This window comes from Pseudomonas poae (assembly GCF_001439785.1).
Taxonomy (GTDB): Bacteria; Pseudomonadota; Gammaproteobacteria; order Pseudomonadales; family Pseudomonadaceae; genus Aquipseudomonas; species Aquipseudomonas poae.
Map to the genome: position 1 here is coordinate 215,673 of NZ_JYLI01000003.1, position 15,906 is coordinate 231,578.

A 15,906-nucleotide genomic window follows, 5' to 3' on the forward strand; every position below is an offset into this window, starting at 1 on the left:
ATAGCGCGCTTTTTTTATGCCTGGATTGCCGGCGGGTCACTCTGCCGGCATTGCGTTGATTATGATTATCATTTAATAATAAATATCATTACCGAATGAGTGTGGATCATGAGCTCCGTCCTGCATGAAGATCCCTACCTCGACAGTTGGCGCTGGATGAGCCGTCAGATTCGCTGCGGCCTCGATCCCAACGAGCCGCGCCTGATCGAGCATTACCTCAACGAAGGTCGATACCTGGCGTGCTGTACGGCGACTCACCCATGGACAATCGCTGAAACTTCATTCCGCTTGCTGATCGACACTGCCAGCGATATCGCCCTGCCGTGGCACTGGCGATCCCTGTGCCTGGACCAGGCCTGGCGCCCCCTGCGCGATCTGGAAAAACTCTCCTGCTGTGCCTGTCGCCTCAAGCGCTGGCAGGCGTTTGCCTGGCAATTGGCGACCTGCCAATTGCGCCCCTCCCTTTCTGTTTCTGACCTGGCGCAAGGATCCTCCGATGAGTAACACCCGTATCGAACGCGACAGCATGGGCGAACTGCACGTACCGGCCGAAGCGCTCTATGGCGCCCAGACCCAGCGCGCCGTGGACAACTTCCCGATCAGCCACCAGCGCATGCCGGCGACCTTCATTCGCGCGCTGATTCTGGCCAAGGCGGCCGCCGCCAAAGCCAATGTCGAGCTCAAACAGCTCAGCGAAGGGCAGGGCAAGGCCATCGTCGATGCCGCCCAGGGTCTGCTCGAAGGCGACTTCATGCGCCACTTCCCGGTGGATATCTTCCAGACCGGGTCCGGCACCAGCTCCAACATGAACGCCAACGAAGTGATCGCCACCCTCGCCAGCCGTCTGCTGGGTGAGAGGGTCGACCCCAATGATCATGTCAACTGCGGTCAAAGCAGCAACGACATCATCCCCACCACTATCCATGTCAGCGCGGCAATGGTGCTGCATGAGCAAACGTTGCCGGCGCTGCTGCATCTGGTGCAGGTGATCGAGCAGAAAGCCGAGCAGGTGCATCCGTTCATCAAGACCGGCCGCACCCACCTGATGGACGCCATGCCGGTACGCATGAGCCAGGTGCTCAATGGCTGGGCGCAGCAGCTCAAGGCCAATATCGGGCATCTGCAGGACCTGCTGCCCAGTCTGCAGGCCCTGGCCCAGGGCGGCACTGCCGTTGGCACTGGCATCAACGCACATCCTGAATTCGCCGTGCGCTTCAGTCAGCAACTGAGCAGCCTGACCGGCGTGAAGTTCGCTCCCGGCAAGAACCTTTTCGCGCTGATCGGCTCCCAGGACACCGCCGTTGCCGTGTCGGGCCAACTGAAGGCGACAGCCGTGTCGCTGATGAAAATCGCCAATGACCTGCGCTGGATGAACTCCGGCCCATTGGCCGGCCTGGGCGAAATCGAATTGCAAGCCTTGCAGCCGGGCTCATCGATCATGCCCGGCAAGGTCAACCCGGTGATCCCCGAGGCGACGGCCATGGTCGCCGCGCAGGTGATCGGCAATGACACGGTCATCACCATCGCCGGCCAGTCGGGCAACTTCGAACTCAACGTGATGCTGCCCATCATCGCCCAGAACCTGCTCAGCAGCCTCGAGCTGCTGGGCAATTCCAGCCGTCTGCTGGCAGACAAGGCGATTGCCGGCTTCAAGGTCAACGAAGCCAGGCTCAAGGAAGCGTTGTCGCGCAACCCGATCCTGGTGACCGCACTCAACCCGATCATTGGTTACCAGAAGGCGGCGGAAATTGCCAAGAAGGCCTATCAGCAAGGTCGCCCGGTGATCGATGTCGCCCTTGAACACACTGACTTGCCGCGCAGCCAATTGGAGGTCCTGCTGGACCCGGAAAAACTCACGGCCGGCGGCGTGTAATCACCGACCCCGCTTTGGAGGCTCATCATGGAGCACTGGAAACGCACGATCGAACGGGCCAATCGCTGTTTTATGGCAGGTGAACTGGTGGACGCTCGCGAGGCCTACCTGCAAGCCCTGGCCCTGGCGCAAGTGCTGTTCGAACGCTGGGCAGATGCCGACGAAGCGGTGGCCGCCTGCGTCATTTCCCATCACAACCTGGCGGACCTGCACCTGCGGCTAAACCAGCCTGAGGAAAGCGCTGAATACCTCTGTGCCGTCCACCAGCGCCTGTTGCAGACCATGCAGGACCCGCGTCTGCGACCGCAATTGCGCGAGGCGGCGTTGCGCCAAAGCAGCAAAACCTACGTCGAACTGCTGAATTTCATCAGCGATCACGGTGAATACCCACGCACCCACCGCCTGCTGGGCGGTACCGCGGTGCAACCGATCCCGTCTCAATACGGAGCACATTGATATGAGCTATACCTTGCCTGCCTTGCCCTACGCTTACGATGCCCTGGAGCCGCACATCGATGCGCAAACCATGGAAATCCACTATACCAAGCACCACCAGACCTATATCAACAACCTGAACGCTGCGGTTGAGGGCACTGAGTTTGCCGACTGGCCGATTGAAAAGCTGGTGTCCAGTGTCCAGCAGTTGCCCGAGAAATTGCGCGCCGCGGTGATCAATCAGGGCGGCGGTCATGCCAACCACTCGTTGTTCTGGGCCGTCATGTCGCCCAAAGGTGGCGGCAAGCCCGCAGGCGCACTCGGCAAGGCGATCGATGAGCAATTGGGCGGCTTCGACAGCTTCAAGGACGCATTCACCAAAGCGGCGTTGACCCGCTTCGGCAGCGGTTGGGCCTGGCTGAGCGTTACTCCGCAAAAGACCCTGGTGGTGGAAAGCAGTGGTAACCAGGACAGCCCTCTGATGAACGGCAATACCCCGATCCTGGGTCTGGATGTCTGGGAACATGCTTATTACCTGCTGTACCAGAACCGTCGCCCGGAGTACATCAACGCCTTCTACAGCGTTATCAACTGGCCTGAAGTTTCTGCACGCTACCAGGCCGCTGTGGTCTGACATTTATCTCCACAACAAGACCTAAGGCCGACTATGGGTACTGGAACACTGGCGATCAGCAGCGTGCGATTGTTTCGCTATGCGTTTGGCTCGCTGCTGCTACTGGCAGGAACTGCATTGCTGGTGGCCCACGGCCTGGCCTGGCTGGACCTGGAGCCGCGCATCCTGAGGGCCTTGCAGGGCGGTGCGATCTGCGCGCTCGGCACAGCCTTGGGCGCGGTGCCCGTACTGGTGATCCGGCGCATGCCGGTGGCCTTGAGCGATACGCTGTTAGGTTTCGGGGCGGGGGTCATGCTGGCCGCGACCGCCTTTTCGCTGGTGGTGCCGGGAATTTCCGCTGCCGAAAGCCTGGGGCTGTCGCCCTGGGGCGCTGGTGGCCTGATCAGTTTCGGCATCATGCTGGGCGCATTCGGGTTATATCTGGTGGATCGCAAGGTTTCCGGTGCCAGCCCGGAGATGCTGGTGGGCACCCCGGATAAACCGGTCATTCCGCCTCGAATCTGGTTGTTTGTATTTGCCATCATCGCCCACAACATTCCGGAAGGCATGGCCGTGGGGGTGTCCGCCGGTGGCGGCATGCCGGATGCCGACAGCCTCGCGATGGGCATCGCGCTGCAGGATGTACCGGAAGGATTGGTGATCGCGCTGGTGTTGGCGGGGGCAGGCATGTCGCGGGTCAAGGCATTTCTGATCGGTGCCGCTTCAGGCCTGGTGGAGCCGGTGTTCGCCGTACTCTGTGCCTGGCTGGTCACCCTGGCCGAGGTGCTGTTGCCGCTGGGCCTGGCGTTGGCTGCGGGTGCGATGCTGCTGGTGGTGACTCACGAAGTCATTCCGGAATCGCGGCGCAATGGTCACGACAAGCTTGCCAGTCTGGGATTGTGCCTGGGGTTCTGCTTGATGATGGTGATGGACACTGCGCTGGGTTAAGGTCTGATCCTGCTCACCCGTTGGGGTCATTCGCCTTCGTCAAACTTGTTGTTGATCAACTCCACCAGTGCGGCCATTGCTTCATCCTCCTGTTCACCTTCGGTGTTCAGATGAATTTTGGTGCCCTTGCCCGCAGCCAGCATCATCATTGCCATGATGCTTTTGCCGTCGACCATCGATTCCGGCGTGCGCCCGGCGCGGATCTGGCAAGGAAACTGCCCGGCAACGCCGACGAATTTTGCCGAAGCTCGGGCGTGCAGGCCCAGCTTGTTGATAATTTCAATTTCCAGAGCGGGCATCGCGCAGGTGTTCCTTTCAGCTTAGGTCGCGGTGGCGGACCTGAACGTTCTTGAGGGTTTGCTGCAGCACCTGGCCGAGGCGTTCGGTCAGGTAGACAGAGCGGTGATGGCCGCCGGTGCAGCCAATGGCAATGGTGACATAAGCGCGATTACTCGCGGCAAAGCGCGGCAGCCATTTGAGCAGGTAGGTGGAGATGTCCTGGAACATATCTTCCACATCCGGTTGGGCGGCCAGGTAATCGATCACTGGCTGATCCAGCCCGGATTGTTCACGTAGCTCCGGCTTCCAGTAAGGGTTGGGCAGGCAGCGCACATCGAACACCAGGTCGGCATCCACCGGCATGCCGCGCTTGAAGCCAAATGACTCGACCAAAAAGGCCGTACCAGGCTCAGGCTGATTGAGCAGGCGCAGCTTGATCGCGTCGCGCAGCTGGTACAGGTTCAGATTGGTGGTGTTGATCTTCAGGTCGGCCAGATCAATGATTGGTCCCAGCAGCTTGGTTTCGTCCTCTATGGCTTCGGCCAGCGAACGGTTCGGGCTGCTCAGCGGGTGGCGCCGGCGGGTTTCGGAGAAGCGCTTGAGCAGCGTCTCTTCGTCCGCGTCCAGGTACAGCACGTCACAATGAATATGCTTGCCGCGCACCTCTTCGAGCAGTTCGGGGAAGCGCGAAAGGTGGCTGGGCAGGTTGCGGGCGTCAATCGAGACGGCGACCAGAGGTTGCGCCAGTTCGGTGTGGATGAGCGCGCGTTCGGCCAGTTCCGGCAGCAGCCCGGCGGGCAAATTATCGATGCAATAAAAGCCGCTGTCCTCAAGCACGTTGAGTGCGGTGCTCTTACCCGAGCCGGAGCGGCCACTGACAATGATCAGGCGCATGGTTATTGCTCGTCCAGCACAACCTGATACAACGCCTCATTGCTGCTGGCGTTGCGCAGTTTATGACGTACTTCCTTGCGGTCGAGCATACTGGCGATCTGCCGAAGCAGTTCCAGGTGAGCATCGGTGGCCGCTTCCGGGACCAGCAAAACGAAGAGCAGGTCGACCGGGGCACCGTCGATGGCGTCGAAATCGATGGGTCTTTCCAGGTGCAGCAAGGCGCTGACGGGGGTGTCGCAGCCTTTGAGTCGGCAGTGAGGGATGGCGATGCCGTTGCCAAAGCCGGTGGACCCCAGCTTTTCACGGTCGATCAGGGCCTTGAACACGACCTGCTCATCCAGCTCGGGCACTTCACGGCTGATCAGGTTGGCAATGTGTTCGAGGGCTTTTTTCTTGCTGCCACCCGGCGCGTTCACCAGGGAACGGCCGGGGGTCAGGATGGTTTCAAGTCGGATCATGGGGAGGCGTTAACGACCTGTACCTTGCATCAGGTGCAGATTCTTTTCCTTATGCTTTATGAGTTGGCGGTCGAGCTTGTCGTAGAGCGAGTCAATCGCCGCGTACATGTCTTCGTGTTCCGCATTGGCGACGAGCTTGGCATTCGGTACGTGCAGGGTGGCTTCGATTTTCTGCTTGAGCTTGTCGACCTCCATGATGACCTGCACGTTGGTAATCTTGTCGAAATGCCCCGCAAGCTTGTTCAGCTTGCTCTCGGTGTATTCACGCAGGGGCTTGGTGACTTCCAGCTGGTGTCCACTGATGTTGACTTGCATACAGCTTCTCCTTCGTTGCCAGTGCATAAAGCGACAGGCGAAAAGCGCCTGCCACTGGAACGCTGTGGCTCGCCCGTCACATCAAACGCTTACGCTCGCTGGAAGGCGCAATCCCAAGGGATTCGCGATACTTGGCGACGGTTCGACGGGCGACCTGAATGCCTTGTGCTTCCAGTAAACCAGCGATCTTACTGTCACTCAATGGCTTTTTCTGATTTTCCGCAGCAACCAGTTTTTTGATGATCGCGCGAATTGCCGTGGACGAGCATTCGCCGCCTTCGGAGGTGCTGACGTGGCTGGAGAAAAAGTATTTCAGCTCATATATACCCCGCGGGGTATGCATGAATTTCTGGGTGGTCACTCGTGAAATCGTCGATTCGTGCATGCCCACCGCTTCAGCGATATCGTGCAATACCAGCGGCTTCATCGCCTCGTCGCCGTACTCCAGGAAGCCGCGCTGGTGTTCGACGATCTGGGTGGCGACTTTCATCAGGGTTTCGTTGCGGCTTTGCAGGCTCTTGATGAACCAGCGGGCTTCCTGCAACTGGTTGCGCATGAAGGTGTTGTCGGCGCTGGTGTCGGCGCGGCGTACAAAGCCGGCGTATTGCGGGTTGACCCGCAGCCGGGGCACGGATTCCTGATTAAGCTCAACCAGCCAACGCTCGTTGTCCTTGCGGACGATCACGTCGGGGACCACGTATTCGGCTTCGCTGGACTCGATCTGCGAGCCCGGACGCGGGTTGAGGCTCTGCACCAGCTCGATGACCTGGCGCAGCTCATCTTCCTTGAGCTTCATGCGACGCATCAACTGGCTGTAGTCACGGCTGCCCAGCAAGTCGATGTAGTCGGTGACAAGGCGCTGGGCTTCGGTGAGCCATGGCGTCTTGGCGGGCAATTGACGCAATTGCAGCAGCAGGCATTCACTGAGGTTGCGCGCACCAATGCCGGCGGGCTCGAACTGCTGGATGCGATGCAGGACGGCTTCGATTTCGTCCAGCTCGATGTCCAGTTCCGGGTCGAAGGCTTCCAGAATTTCGTCGAGCGTCTCGTCCAGATAGCCCTGGTTGTTGATGCAGTCGATCAGGGTGACGGCGATCAGGCGATCGGTGTCGGACATCGGCGCCAGGTTCAATTGCCACAGCAAGTGGCTCTGCAGGCTTTCGCCCACGGACGTGCGGGTGGTGAAGTCCCACTCGTCATCGTCATTGCTGGGCAGGCTGCTCGCGCTGGTCTGATAGACGTCTTCCCAGGCAGTGTCCACGGGCAGTTCGTTGGGAATGCGTTCGTTCCAGTCGCCTTCCTCGAGGTTGTCCACCGTGGGTGCGGTTTCCTGATAGGAGGTTTCCTGCACGTCCGGGTTGGGTTTTTGCTCGATGTTGTCGGCCAGTGGGTCTGCATTATCGAAGTCGTCGCCTTCTTCCTGGCGTTCGAGCATCGGATTGGACTCCAGAGCCTCCTGGATTTCCTGTTGCAGGTCCAGGGTCGACAATTGGAGCAGGCGGATGGCCTGTTGCAGCTGCGGTGTCATCGTCAGCTGCTGGCCCATTCTCAGGACTAGCGATGGTTTCATGGCAGGGGCTTAACACCTTATTCGCCGGCGCAATGCGCCATCCACGACAGGGCGCGCGAGCGCCAAACATAAGCAAATTATATGCCTGATATCGGGTGCTTTGCCTAGAGCGCGATGACAATAAAAATACCGAGGTCTTCATTGACTCGCGCGCTCGTTGGCGAACGCCCGGATACCACCGTGTCTACAGGCGGAACTCGTGACCCAGGTACACTTCCTTGACCAGTTCGTTGGCCAGGATAGTCGCCGAATCGCCTTCGGCGATCAGTTGGCCATCGTTGACGATATAGGCGGTTTCGCAAATATCGAGGGTCTCACGGACGTTGTGGTCAGTGATCAGCACACCGATGCCCTTGGCCTTCAGATGATGGATGATCTGCTTGATATCGCCGACCGAGATCGGGTCGACGCCGGCAAACGGTTCGTCCAGCAGGATGAACTTGGGCGCAGTGGCCAGTGCGCGGGCGATTTCCACGCGGCGACGCTCGCCACCGGACAGGCTCATGCCGAGGTTGTCGCGAATGTGGTTGATGTGAAATTCCTGCAGCAGGCTTTCGAGCTCCTGACGGCGGCCGTCGCGGTCGAGTTCCTTGCGGGTCTCGAGGATCGCCATGATGTTGTCGGCCACCGACAGTTTGCGGAAGATCGACGCTTCCTGTGGCAGATAACCGATACCGGCGCGTGCACGACCGTGCATGGGTTGGTGGCTGACATCGAGGTCGTCGATCAGCACGCGGCCCTGGTCGGCCTGGACCAAACCCACGATCATATAGAAGCAGGTGGTCTTGCCGGCGCCGTTGGGGCCGAGCAAGCCGACGATCTGGCCGCTGTCGATCGACAGGCTGACGTCGCGCACGACCTGACGGCTTTTGTAGGCCTTGGCCAGATGCTGGGCTTTCAGGGTTGCCATTACTCGGCCTTCTTCTTCGGCTGGATAACCATGTCGATACGCGGACGCGGTGCAGTGACCTTGGAGCCATTGGCGCGGCCGGCGTTGGCGATCTGCTTCACGGTGTCATAGGTGATTTTTTCACCTTCCGTGGAGTTGCCGTCGGGGCTCAGCACCTTGGCCTGGTCGATCAGCACAATGCGATTCTGCTGGGCGTGATACTGGATGGTCTTGCCGTAGCCCTTCATCGGGCCGGTATCGGCAGGGGCCTGCTTCTGTTCGAAGTAGGCCAGGTTGCCCACCGACGTCACCACGTCGATGTCGCCAGCCGGGGTGCGCGTGAGGGTCACCGTGTTGCCGGTGATCTTCATCGAGCCCTGGGTGATGATGACGCCGCCGGTGTAGGTCGCGACGCCTTGCTTGTCATCGAGCTGAGCATCGTCAGCCGAAATATGGATCGGTTGCTGGCTATCGTTCGGCAGAGCCCAGGCGCTCACGCTTCCCAGTGCTGCGCCCAGACCGAGCAAAATAGGGAGAGTTTTAACGAGCCTCATACTGTCCTCTTACGTTCGATAGCAGGTGTATCCTGCTTTCTTTCAAATACGCTTTCATTCCCTTGCCAGTCGATACACCGCCAGCGCCGTCGATTCTAACGTCTTGCTCGGTCTGCGCATATTGCCTTTGTGGGAATACGGTCATGCGACTGCTGGTAATGATGGTGTCGCGGTTCTGTGCGTCAGTACGTGCGACGCGCACCGAGTCGATCAATTCCACCTCGGTGCCGTCCGGGTTGACCTCGCCACGCTTGCTGGTCACGTGCCACGGGAACTCGGTGCCACGGTACAAATTCAGGTCCGGGTTGGTCAGCAGGGTGACTTCGGAAGCCTTCAAATGCTCGACCTTGTCCGATGTCATCTCGTATTGCACCTTGCCATCGGGCAGGAACTGCACGCTGTAGGCGTTGGTGGCGTAATAGTCGATAACCCCTTCGTCAACCTGCGCAACAGGCTGGTCGAGAAAGCGCTCCGGGCTGATATTCCAGTAGCCTACCGCGAGAAACAGCGCGGCAATGACCCCGAATAACAGGAAGTTGCGAATCTTTTTGCTCAGCATAAAACGCTCTATAGGTAGGCGGCGTGGGCCGCTTCAAGGCGGCCCTGGGCACGCAGGATCAACTCGCAGAACTCGCGGGCGGCGCCTTCACCGCCGCGTGCGGTCGTGATGCCATGGGCGTGTTCACGCACGAACGCGGCAGCATTGGCGACAGCCATGCCCAGACCCACCCGGCGAATCACCGGCAGGTCCGGCAAGTCATCACCCAGGTAGGCGACCTGCTCATAGCTTAGGTTGAGTTGGCCAAGAAGCTCGTCGAGCACCACCAGTTTATCCTCACGGCCCTGATACAGGTGAGGAATCCCCAGGTTTTGTGCGCGGCGTTCCACAACCGGTGTTTTTCGACCACTGATAATGGCCGTTTGCACGCCTGCGGCCATCAACATCTTGATGCCCTGGCCGTCGAGGGTGTTGAACGTCTTGAATTCGCTGCCGTCTTCGAGAAAGTACAGGCGGCCGTCGGTCAGCACGCCGTCTACGTCGAAAATCGCCAGTTTGATGTGCTTGCCGCGTTGCAGCAGGTCGTCGCTCATTTACATCACTCCCGCACGCAGCAAGTCGTGCATGTTCAGGGCGCCAATCGGGCGGTCGTCGGCATTGACCACCACCAGCGCGCCGATCTTGTGGTCTTCCATGATCTTCAGCGCTTCGGCTGCCAGCATCTCGGGGCGTGCCGTCTTGCCGTGGGGTGTCATCACGTCGTCAATGGTGGCCGTGTGGATATCAATGGTGCGGTCCAGGGTGCGGCGCAGGTCGCCGTCAGTGAACACGCCGGCCAGTCGCCCGTCCGCTTCAAGAATAACGGTCATGCCCAAGCCCTTGCGCGTCATTTCCATCAGCGCATCTTTTAGCAGCGTGCCGCGTTGGACGTGGGGCAATTCATCCCCGGAATGCATCACATTTTCCACCTTGAGCAGCAGACGGCGGCCCAGGGCGCCACCGGGGTGGGAAAATGCAAAGTCCTCGGCGGTGAACCCGCGCGCTTCGAGCAGCGCCACGGCGAGCGCGTCGCCCATCACCAGGGTGGCGGTGGTGGAAGACGTCGGCGCCAGGTTGAGCGGGCAGGCCTCGTGGGTCACGTGTACGTTCAGATTGACTTCGGCAGCCTTGGCCAGTGTCGACTCCGGGTTGCCGGTGATGCTGATCATCTGGATGCCCAGGCGTTTGATCAGCGGCAGCAGGGTCACGATTTCGTTGGTGGTGCCAGAGTTGGACAGGGCCAGGATCACGTCGTCGCGGGTGATCATGCCCATATCGCCATGACTGGCTTCAGCCGGGTGCACGAAAAACGCAGTGGTGCCGGTGCTTGCCAGGGTGGCGGCAATTTTATTGCCAACGTGGCCGGATTTGCCCATGCCGACCACCACAACGCGGCCCTTGCTGGCCAGAATCAGCTCGCAGGCGCGTACGAAATCCGCGTCGATATGGGCCAGCAGGCCTTCTACGGCCTCAAGCTCCAGGCGGATCGTACGTTGTGCGGATTGAATGAGGTCGCTGGATTGGCTCATGTCTGAAGTCGTATAGCCTGACGAAAAGTCGGCGATTATAGCGGTAATGAACAATTCCCTCACGCTAGTTCGTCAGGCTTTATTCGATGGGCTCAAATTTACACTCAGTTACATACCTCGCGTTTTTTTCGCTGTCCTGATTCTGAACGAGCGATGTTCCGGCCTTGGGGGCTCTGCACCAGCGGTGATATAGTTCGCCGCTTGTTCGGCCCGCCCAGTGCACGCGGCTATTTATATTGCGCAAGCGTGCAAACGTTTGTCGTTCACGTGGTGTCTGAGTGTGAGTCCGCATCCCAAGGAGTTTAGATGAGTGCCGATAACGCCTACGCGGTCGAGCTGAAGGGCCTTTCCTTCAAGCGCGGGACGCGCAGCATCTTCAATAACGTCGATATTCGCATTCCCCGCGGCAAGGTCACGGGCATCATGGGGCCTTCCGGTTGCGGCAAGACCACCCTGTTGCGTCTGATGGGCATGCAGTTGCGGCCCAGCGCGGGCGAAGTGTGGGTCAACGGCCAGAACCTGCCGACGCTGTCGCGCAGCGATCTGTTCGACGCGCGCAAGCACATGGGCGTGCTGTTCCAGAGCGGCGCGCTGTTCACGGACCTGGACGTTTTCGAGAACGTGGCCTTCCCGCTGCGGGTGCACACCCAGCTGTCCGACGAGATGATTCGCGACATCGTGTTGTTGAAACTGCAGGCCGTCGGCCTTCGCGGTGCCATCGACCTGATGCCCGACGAACTGTCCGGCGGCATGAAGCGCCGTGTCGCGCTGGCGCGAGCCATTGCGCTGGATCCGCAGATCCTCATGTACGACGAGCCTTTCGTTGGTCAGGACCCGATCGCCATGGGCGTGCTGGTGCGTCTGATCCGTCTGCTTAACGATGCGCTGGGCATCACCAGTATCGTGGTGTCCCACGACCTGGCCGAAACCGCGAGCATCGCCGACTACCTGTATGTAGTCGGCGATGGTCAGGTGCTGGGGCAGGGCACGCCCGAAGAGCTGATGAACGCCGACAACCCGCGCATTCGTCAATTCATGACCGGTGATCCCGACGGTCCGGTGCCCTTTCATTTTCCGGCAGCGGATTACCGCTCAGACCTTCTGGGGAAGCGTTGATGCGCAAGACATCTCTCATCGAGAAGGTCCGCCTTTTCGGTCGGTCCGGCATCGATATCATCGAAGTGCTGGGTCGTTCGACCATTTTCCTGTTCCATGCCCTGCTGGGGCGCGGTGGCATCGGCGGGGGCTTTGGCCTGCTGATCAAGCAATTGCACGCCGTGGGCGTGATGTCGCTGGTCATCATCGTGGTGTCCGGGGTGTTCATCGGCATGGTGCTGGCGCTGCAAGGGTTCAACATCCTTTCAAGCTACGGCTCGGAACAGGCGGTGGGCCAGATGGTTGCCCTGACGCTGTTGCGTGAGCTGGGGCCGGTGGTTACCGCGCTGCTGTTTGCCGGGCGCGCAGGTTCTGCGTTGACCGCCGAAATTGGCAACATGAAATCCACCGAGCAGTTGTCCAGCCTGGAAATGATCGGCGTGGACCCGCTCAAGTACATCGTTGCCCCGCGCCTGTGGGCCGGCTTCATTTCCCTGCCGTTGCTGGCGATGATTTTCAGCGTGGTGGGTATCTGGGGCGGTTCGTGGGTGGCGGTGGACTGGCTGGGCGTCTATGACGGTTCCTACTGGGCCAACATGCAAAACAGCGTGACCTTCACGGGTGACGTGCTCAACGGCATCATAAAGAGCATTGTCTTCGCGTTTGTCGTGACCTGGATTGCCGTATTCCAAGGCTATGACTGTGAGCCCACATCCGAGGGGATCAGCCGTGCCACCACCAAGACCGTTGTGTACGCCTCGCTGGCGGTACTGGGCCTTGACTTCATTTTGACCGCCTTGATGTTTGGAGACTTCTGATGCAAAACCGCACTGTGGAAATCGGTGTCGGCCTTTTCTTGCTGGCTGGCATCCTGGCTTTACTGTTGCTGGCCCTGCGGGTCAGCGGTCTTTCGGCCAGCCCCACCGCCGATACCTATAAACTTTACGCATACTTCGACAATATCGCCGGTTTGACGGTCAGAGCTAAAGTGACCATGGCCGGTGTCACCATCGGCAAGGTCACGGCAATCGATCTGGACCGCGACAGCTTCACCGGGCGAGTGACGATGCAACTGGACAAGAAGGTGGATAACCTGCCGACTGACTCCACGGCATCTATCCTTACTGCGGGTTTGCTGGGCGAAAAGTACATCGGTGTCAGCGTGGGTGGGGAAACAGCCCTGCTCAAGGATGGTTCGACCATCCACGACACGCAGTCGTCGCTGGTGCTTGAAGACCTGATCGGTAAGTTCCTGCTCAACACGGTCAATAAAGACGCCAAATGAGGAATCTGTTCATGATCTCTACCTTGCGACGTGGCCTGCTGGTACTGCTTGCAGCGTTGCCGCTGATGGCAAACGCGGCAGGTTCTGCCCACGACCTGGTGCAGGACACGACCAACAAGATGTTGGCTGACCTGACGGCCAACAAAGAAAAGTACAAACAGGACCCGAGCCAGTTTTACAACGCGCTCAATACCATCGTGGGCCCCGTGGTGGATGCCGAAGGCATCTCCCGCAGCATCATGACGGTGAAGTATTCGCGCAAGGCCACCCCGGCGCAGATGCAGACCTTCCAGGAAAACTTCAAGCGCGGGCTGTTCCAGTTCTACGGTAACGCCTTGCTCGAGTACAACAACCAGGGCATCACCGTGGCCCCGGCCGGCGACGAATCGGGTGACCGCACCAGCGTCAACATGAGCGTCAAGGGCAACAACGGCGCGGTTTACCCTGTGCAGTACACGCTGGAGAAGGTCAAGGGCGAGTGGAAGCTGCGCAACGTGATCATCAATGGCATCAACATTGGCAAACTGTTCCGTGACCAGTTCGCCGACGCGATGCAGCGCAATGGCAACGACCTGGACAAGACCATCAATGGCTGGGCCGGTGAAGTGGCCAAGGCCAAGGAAACTTCCGACAAGGAAGCCGGGAAGTCTGCGCAATGACCGAGTCGGCTGTTCGTATCGGCGCTGCCGGCGAGCTGTTCCTCAGTGGTGTGCTGGATTACCGCACCGGGCCTGACCTGCGCAAGCAGGGCCAGGCGCTGATCAAGGCCAGCGACGCACCTGCAGTGGTGCTTGATTGCTCGGCGGTGACCAAGTCGAGCAGCGTGGGCCTGTCCTTGCTACTGTGCTTCATGCGTGATGCCGAAGCGGCCAACAAGCCATTCAGCATTCGTGCGTTGCCTGAGGACATGCGCGAGATCGCCGAAGTTTCCGGTCTGACCGAGCTGTTGGCGCATCCTTAATACACGTTATTACAGAAGCCCCCCGTCAGAGTCCTGCTATGCGGGGTTCGCAGGCGCGGGGCTTTTTTGTATGATGTGCGACCCGTGCGCACTGGGCGCCGATAGAGGTTGAACATGCAGGCCCTAGAAGTTAAGAGCTTTCTCGAAGGAAAGCTGCCGGAAACGACCGTAGAGGTTGAAGGCGAAGGCTGCAATTTCCAGCTGAACGTGATTAGCGATGAACTGGCGGCACTCAGCCCGGTCAAGCGTCAGCAGCAGATCTATGCCCATTTGAACCCATGGATCACCGATGGCAGCATCCATGCGGTCACTATGAAATTTTTCAGCCGCGCGGCCTGGGCCGAGCGCACCTGAGCCCCCAAGGCGTCGAGATTCTTATGGATAAATTGATTATTACCGGCGGTGCCCGCCTTGACGGCGAGATCCGTATCTCCGGTGCGAAAAACTCTGCCTTGCCGATCCTGGCAGCGACCCTGCTGTGCGATGGCCCGGTGACCGTGGCCAACCTGCCGCACCTGCACGACATCACCACCATGATCGAACTGTTCGGTCGCATGGGCATTGAGCCGGTAATCGACGAGAAACTCTCGGTCGAAATCGACCCGCGCACCATCAAGACCCTGATCGCTCCGTACGAACTGGTGAAAACCATGCGTGCGTCGATCCTGGTGCTGGGCCCCATGGTTGCCCGTTTCGGCGAGGCTGAAGTGGCCCTGCCTGGCGGTTGCGCCATCGGTTCGCGTCCGGTCGACCTGCACATCCGTGGCCTTGAAGCCATGGGCGCGGTCATCGACGTCGAAGGCGGCTACATCAAGGCCAAGGCGCCTGAAGGCGGCCTGCGTGGCGCCAACTTCTTCTTCGATACCGTCAGCGTGACCGGCACCGAAAACATCATGATGGCCGCTGCCCTGGCCAACGGCCGCAGCGTCCTGCAAAACGCCGCGCGTGAGCCTGAAGTGGTCGACCTGGCCAACTTCCTGATCGCCATGGGTGCCAACATCAGTGGCGCCGGCACCGACACCATCACCATCGACGGCGTGAAGCGTCTGCACTCGGCCACCTACAAAGTGATGCCGGACCGTATCGAGACCGGCACCTATCTGGTTGCAGCCGCTGTTACCGGTGGCCGCGTCAAGGTCAAGGACACCGATCCGACCATCCTTGAAGCGGTTCTGGAAAAACTCAAGGAAGCCGGCGCTGAAATCACCACCGGTGAAGACTGGATCGAGCTGAACATGCACGGCAAGCGGCCAAAGGCCGTCAACGTGCGTACCGCTCCGTACCCGGCGTTCCCGACCGACATGCAGGCGCAGTTCATTTCCCTGAACGCAATTGCCGAAGGCACCGGCGCGGTGATCGAGACCATCTTCGAAAACCGCTTCATGCATGTGTACGAGCTTCACCGCATGGGCGCCAAGATCCAGGTCGAAGGCAACACCGCCATCGTCACCGGTATCGACAAGCTCAAAGGCGCGCCAGTGATGGCTACCGACCTGCGTGCGTCGGCCAGCCTGGTGATCTCGGCACTGTGCGCTGACGGCGACACCCTGATCGACCGTATCTACCACATCGACCGTGGCTACGAGTGCATCGAAGAAAAACTGCAGATGCTCGGCGCGAAAATCCGCCGCGTACCGGGCTAGCCCTGGCGCATTAACACCGTCACTGCT

General features: G+C 59.7%; 22 protein-coding genes. 12 read left to right on the forward strand and 10 right to left on the reverse strand.

The window, feature by feature from the left end:
* Positions 1 to 108 precede the first annotated feature (108 nt).
* Genes TU75_RS04680 through TU75_RS04700 form a run of 5 tightly spaced genes read left to right on the forward strand, consistent with a single transcriptional unit; the run spans position 109 to position 3,869 of the window.
* Positions 109 to 504 carry a hypothetical protein gene (locus TU75_RS04680; RefSeq protein WP_060548327.1) on the forward strand — a complete coding sequence of 132 codons (396 nt, stop codon included), beginning with the start codon at positions 109 to 111 and terminating at the stop codon, positions 502 to 504.
* Complete coding sequence (locus TU75_RS04685; protein ID WP_060548328.1) at positions 497 to 1,873, forward strand: class II fumarate hydratase; 1,377 nt, start codon at positions 497 to 499, stop codon at positions 1,871 to 1,873. The genes TU75_RS04680 and TU75_RS04685 overlap by 8 nt, the downstream gene beginning before the upstream one ends.
* 27 nt (positions 1,874 to 1,900) lie before the next feature.
* Entirely contained in the window at positions 1,901 to 2,329 is a 429-nt protein-coding gene (locus TU75_RS04690; protein WP_060548329.1) for a DUF2753 family protein, read from the forward strand.
* A gap of 1 nt (position 2,330) precedes the next feature.
* On the forward strand, positions 2,331 to 2,942 hold the full coding sequence (locus TU75_RS04695; RefSeq protein WP_004372107.1) for a superoxide dismutase: 612 nt from the start codon (positions 2,331 to 2,333) through the stop codon (positions 2,940 to 2,942).
* 33 nt (positions 2,943 to 2,975) lie between these two features.
* The gene (locus tag TU75_RS04700) at positions 2,976 to 3,869 is read left to right on the forward strand and encodes a ZIP family metal transporter (protein ID WP_015371175.1); all 894 of its coding nucleotides are present in this window, start codon (positions 2,976 to 2,978) and stop codon (positions 3,867 to 3,869) included.
* Between the two features lie 26 nt (positions 3,870 to 3,895).
* On the opposite strand, the gene TU75_RS04705 is transcribed toward TU75_RS04700, so the two are convergent.
* The 10 genes from TU75_RS04705 to TU75_RS04750 all read right to left on the reverse strand — a co-directional run bounded on the left by TU75_RS04705 (position 3,896) and on the right by TU75_RS04750 (position 10,895).
* Positions 3,896 to 4,168 carry an HPr family phosphocarrier protein gene (locus TU75_RS04705; RefSeq protein WP_004372103.1) on the reverse strand — a complete coding sequence of 91 codons (273 nt, stop codon included), beginning with the start codon at positions 4,166 to 4,168 and terminating at the stop codon, positions 3,896 to 3,898.
* A gap of 16 nt (positions 4,169 to 4,184) precedes the next feature.
* On the reverse strand, positions 4,185 to 5,042 hold the full coding sequence (rapZ, locus tag TU75_RS04710; RefSeq protein WP_004372101.1) for an RNase adapter RapZ: 858 nt from the start codon (positions 5,040 to 5,042) through the stop codon (positions 4,185 to 4,187).
* A gap of 2 nt (positions 5,043 to 5,044) precedes the next feature.
* Positions 5,045 to 5,500, reverse strand: coding sequence for a PTS IIA-like nitrogen regulatory protein PtsN (gene ptsN, locus TU75_RS04715; protein ID WP_004372099.1), 456 nt, complete (start codon positions 5,498 to 5,500; stop codon positions 5,045 to 5,047).
* A gap of 9 nt (positions 5,501 to 5,509) precedes the next feature.
* Positions 5,510 to 5,815, reverse strand: coding sequence for a ribosome hibernation-promoting factor, HPF/YfiA family (gene hpf, locus TU75_RS04720; protein ID WP_003171804.1), 306 nt, complete (start codon positions 5,813 to 5,815; stop codon positions 5,510 to 5,512).
* A gap of 76 nt (positions 5,816 to 5,891) precedes the next feature.
* Complete coding sequence (locus TU75_RS04725; RefSeq protein WP_015371176.1) at positions 5,892 to 7,385, reverse strand: RNA polymerase factor sigma-54; 1,494 nt, start codon at positions 7,383 to 7,385, stop codon at positions 5,892 to 5,894.
* Positions 7,386 to 7,569: 184 nt separating this feature from the next.
* A complete protein-coding gene (lptB, locus tag TU75_RS04730) occupies positions 7,570 to 8,295 on the reverse strand; it encodes an LPS export ABC transporter ATP-binding protein (RefSeq protein ID WP_004372092.1) in 726 nt (241 codons plus the stop codon).
* The gene (lptA, locus tag TU75_RS04735; RefSeq protein WP_032870591.1) at positions 8,295 to 8,828 is read right to left on the reverse strand and encodes a lipopolysaccharide transport periplasmic protein LptA; all 534 of its coding nucleotides are present in this window, start codon (positions 8,826 to 8,828) and stop codon (positions 8,295 to 8,297) included. Before lptA ends, lptB begins: the two co-directional genes overlap by 1 nt.
* Positions 8,815 to 9,387, reverse strand: coding sequence for an LPS export ABC transporter periplasmic protein LptC (gene lptC / locus TU75_RS04740; protein WP_004372088.1), 573 nt, complete (start codon positions 9,385 to 9,387; stop codon positions 8,815 to 8,817). Before lptC ends, lptA begins: the two co-directional genes overlap by 14 nt.
* Before the next feature lie 8 nt (positions 9,388 to 9,395).
* Entirely contained in the window at positions 9,396 to 9,920 is a 525-nt protein-coding gene (locus TU75_RS04745; RefSeq protein ID WP_015371179.1) for a KdsC family phosphatase, read from the reverse strand.
* The gene (locus tag TU75_RS04750; RefSeq protein WP_015371180.1) at positions 9,921 to 10,895 is read right to left on the reverse strand and encodes a KpsF/GutQ family sugar-phosphate isomerase; all 975 of its coding nucleotides are present in this window, start codon (positions 10,893 to 10,895) and stop codon (positions 9,921 to 9,923) included. It abuts the gene before it with no gap.
* A 306-nt stretch (positions 10,896 to 11,201) separates the two neighbouring features.
* Between TU75_RS04750 and TU75_RS04755 the strand changes: the two genes are divergently transcribed.
* The 7 genes from TU75_RS04755 (at position 11,202) to murA (ending at position 15,879) form a co-directional block, all read left to right on the forward strand.
* Entirely contained in the window at positions 11,202 to 12,011 is an 810-nt protein-coding gene (locus TU75_RS04755; RefSeq protein ID WP_003216128.1) for an ATP-binding cassette domain-containing protein, read from the forward strand.
* Positions 12,011 to 12,808 carry a lipid asymmetry maintenance ABC transporter permease subunit MlaE gene (gene mlaE, locus TU75_RS04760; RefSeq protein WP_004372077.1) on the forward strand — a complete coding sequence of 266 codons (798 nt, stop codon included), beginning with the start codon at positions 12,011 to 12,013 and terminating at the stop codon, positions 12,806 to 12,808. The genes TU75_RS04755 and mlaE overlap by 1 nt, the downstream gene beginning before the upstream one ends.
* Positions 12,808 to 13,275, forward strand: coding sequence for an outer membrane lipid asymmetry maintenance protein MlaD (gene mlaD / locus TU75_RS04765; protein WP_003171814.1), 468 nt, complete (start codon positions 12,808 to 12,810; stop codon positions 13,273 to 13,275). The genes mlaE and mlaD overlap by 1 nt, the downstream gene beginning before the upstream one ends.
* Before the next feature lie 11 nt (positions 13,276 to 13,286).
* The gene (locus TU75_RS04770; RefSeq protein WP_004372074.1) at positions 13,287 to 13,934 is read left to right on the forward strand and encodes an MlaC/ttg2D family ABC transporter substrate-binding protein; all 648 of its coding nucleotides are present in this window, start codon (positions 13,287 to 13,289) and stop codon (positions 13,932 to 13,934) included.
* Positions 13,931 to 14,236 (forward strand): STAS domain-containing protein, encoded by a 306-nt coding sequence (locus tag TU75_RS04775; RefSeq protein ID WP_004372071.1) that lies wholly within the window; start codon positions 13,931 to 13,933, stop codon positions 14,234 to 14,236. The genes TU75_RS04770 and TU75_RS04775 overlap by 4 nt, the downstream gene beginning before the upstream one ends.
* Before the next feature lie 114 nt (positions 14,237 to 14,350).
* Positions 14,351 to 14,590 (forward strand): BolA family protein, encoded by a 240-nt coding sequence (locus TU75_RS04780; protein ID WP_003188597.1) that lies wholly within the window; start codon positions 14,351 to 14,353, stop codon positions 14,588 to 14,590.
* A gap of 23 nt (positions 14,591 to 14,613) precedes the next feature.
* Entirely contained in the window at positions 14,614 to 15,879 is a 1,266-nt protein-coding gene (murA, locus tag TU75_RS04785; RefSeq protein WP_004372068.1) for a UDP-N-acetylglucosamine 1-carboxyvinyltransferase, read from the forward strand.
* Positions 15,880 to 15,906: the final 27 nt, after the last annotated feature.

What these genes read in the sequence shown, in the direction of transcription:
- TU75_RS04770 (WP_004372074.1), top strand. Translation starts at nt 13,287, where the DNA reads ATGATCTCTACCTTGCGACGTGGCCTGCTGGTACTGCTTGCAGCGTTG.
- lptA (WP_032870591.1), bottom strand. Translation starts at nt 8,828, where the DNA reads ATGAGGCTCGTTAAAACTCTCCCTATTTTGCTCGGTCTGGGCGCAGCA.
- TU75_RS04705 (WP_004372103.1), bottom strand. Translation starts at nt 4,168, where the DNA reads ATGCCCGCTCTGGAAATTGAAATTATCAACAAGCTGGGCCTGCACGCC.
- TU75_RS04780 (WP_003188597.1), top strand. Translation starts at nt 14,351, where the DNA reads ATGCAGGCCCTAGAAGTTAAGAGCTTTCTCGAAGGAAAGCTGCCGGAA.
- lptB (WP_004372092.1), bottom strand. Translation starts at nt 8,295, where the DNA reads ATGGCAACCCTGAAAGCCCAGCATCTGGCCAAGGCCTACAAAAGCCGT.
- TU75_RS04690 (WP_060548329.1), top strand. Translation starts at nt 1,901, where the DNA reads ATGGAGCACTGGAAACGCACGATCGAACGGGCCAATCGCTGTTTTATG.
- lptC (WP_004372088.1), bottom strand. Translation starts at nt 9,387, where the DNA reads ATGCTGAGCAAAAAGATTCGCAACTTCCTGTTATTCGGGGTCATTGCC.
- hpf (WP_003171804.1), bottom strand. Translation starts at nt 5,815, where the DNA reads ATGCAAGTCAACATCAGTGGACACCAGCTGGAAGTCACCAAGCCCCTG.
- TU75_RS04695 (WP_004372107.1), top strand. Translation starts at nt 2,331, where the DNA reads ATGAGCTATACCTTGCCTGCCTTGCCCTACGCTTACGATGCCCTGGAG.
- TU75_RS04700 (WP_015371175.1), top strand. Translation starts at nt 2,976, where the DNA reads ATGGGTACTGGAACACTGGCGATCAGCAGCGTGCGATTGTTTCGCTAT.
- mlaE (WP_004372077.1), top strand. Translation starts at nt 12,011, where the DNA reads ATGCGCAAGACATCTCTCATCGAGAAGGTCCGCCTTTTCGGTCGGTCC.
- TU75_RS04745 (WP_015371179.1), bottom strand. Translation starts at nt 9,920, where the DNA reads ATGAGCGACGACCTGCTGCAACGCGGCAAGCACATCAAACTGGCGATT.
- TU75_RS04680 (WP_060548327.1), top strand. Translation starts at nt 109, where the DNA reads ATGAGCTCCGTCCTGCATGAAGATCCCTACCTCGACAGTTGGCGCTGG.
- TU75_RS04775 (WP_004372071.1), top strand. Translation starts at nt 13,931, where the DNA reads ATGACCGAGTCGGCTGTTCGTATCGGCGCTGCCGGCGAGCTGTTCCTC.
- rapZ (WP_004372101.1), bottom strand. Translation starts at nt 5,042, where the DNA reads ATGCGCCTGATCATTGTCAGTGGCCGCTCCGGCTCGGGTAAGAGCACC.
- TU75_RS04685 (WP_060548328.1), top strand. Translation starts at nt 497, where the DNA reads ATGAGTAACACCCGTATCGAACGCGACAGCATGGGCGAACTGCACGTA.
- ptsN (WP_004372099.1), bottom strand. Translation starts at nt 5,500, where the DNA reads ATGATCCGACTTGAAACCATCCTGACCCCCGGCCGTTCCCTGGTGAAC.
- TU75_RS04755 (WP_003216128.1), top strand. Translation starts at nt 11,202, where the DNA reads ATGAGTGCCGATAACGCCTACGCGGTCGAGCTGAAGGGCCTTTCCTTC.
- mlaD (WP_003171814.1), top strand. Translation starts at nt 12,808, where the DNA reads ATGCAAAACCGCACTGTGGAAATCGGTGTCGGCCTTTTCTTGCTGGCT.
- TU75_RS04750 (WP_015371180.1), bottom strand. Translation starts at nt 10,895, where the DNA reads ATGAGCCAATCCAGCGACCTCATTCAATCCGCACAACGTACGATCCGC.
- murA (WP_004372068.1), top strand. Translation starts at nt 14,614, where the DNA reads ATGGATAAATTGATTATTACCGGCGGTGCCCGCCTTGACGGCGAGATC.
- TU75_RS04725 (WP_015371176.1), bottom strand. Translation starts at nt 7,385, where the DNA reads ATGAAACCATCGCTAGTCCTGAGAATGGGCCAGCAGCTGACGATGACA.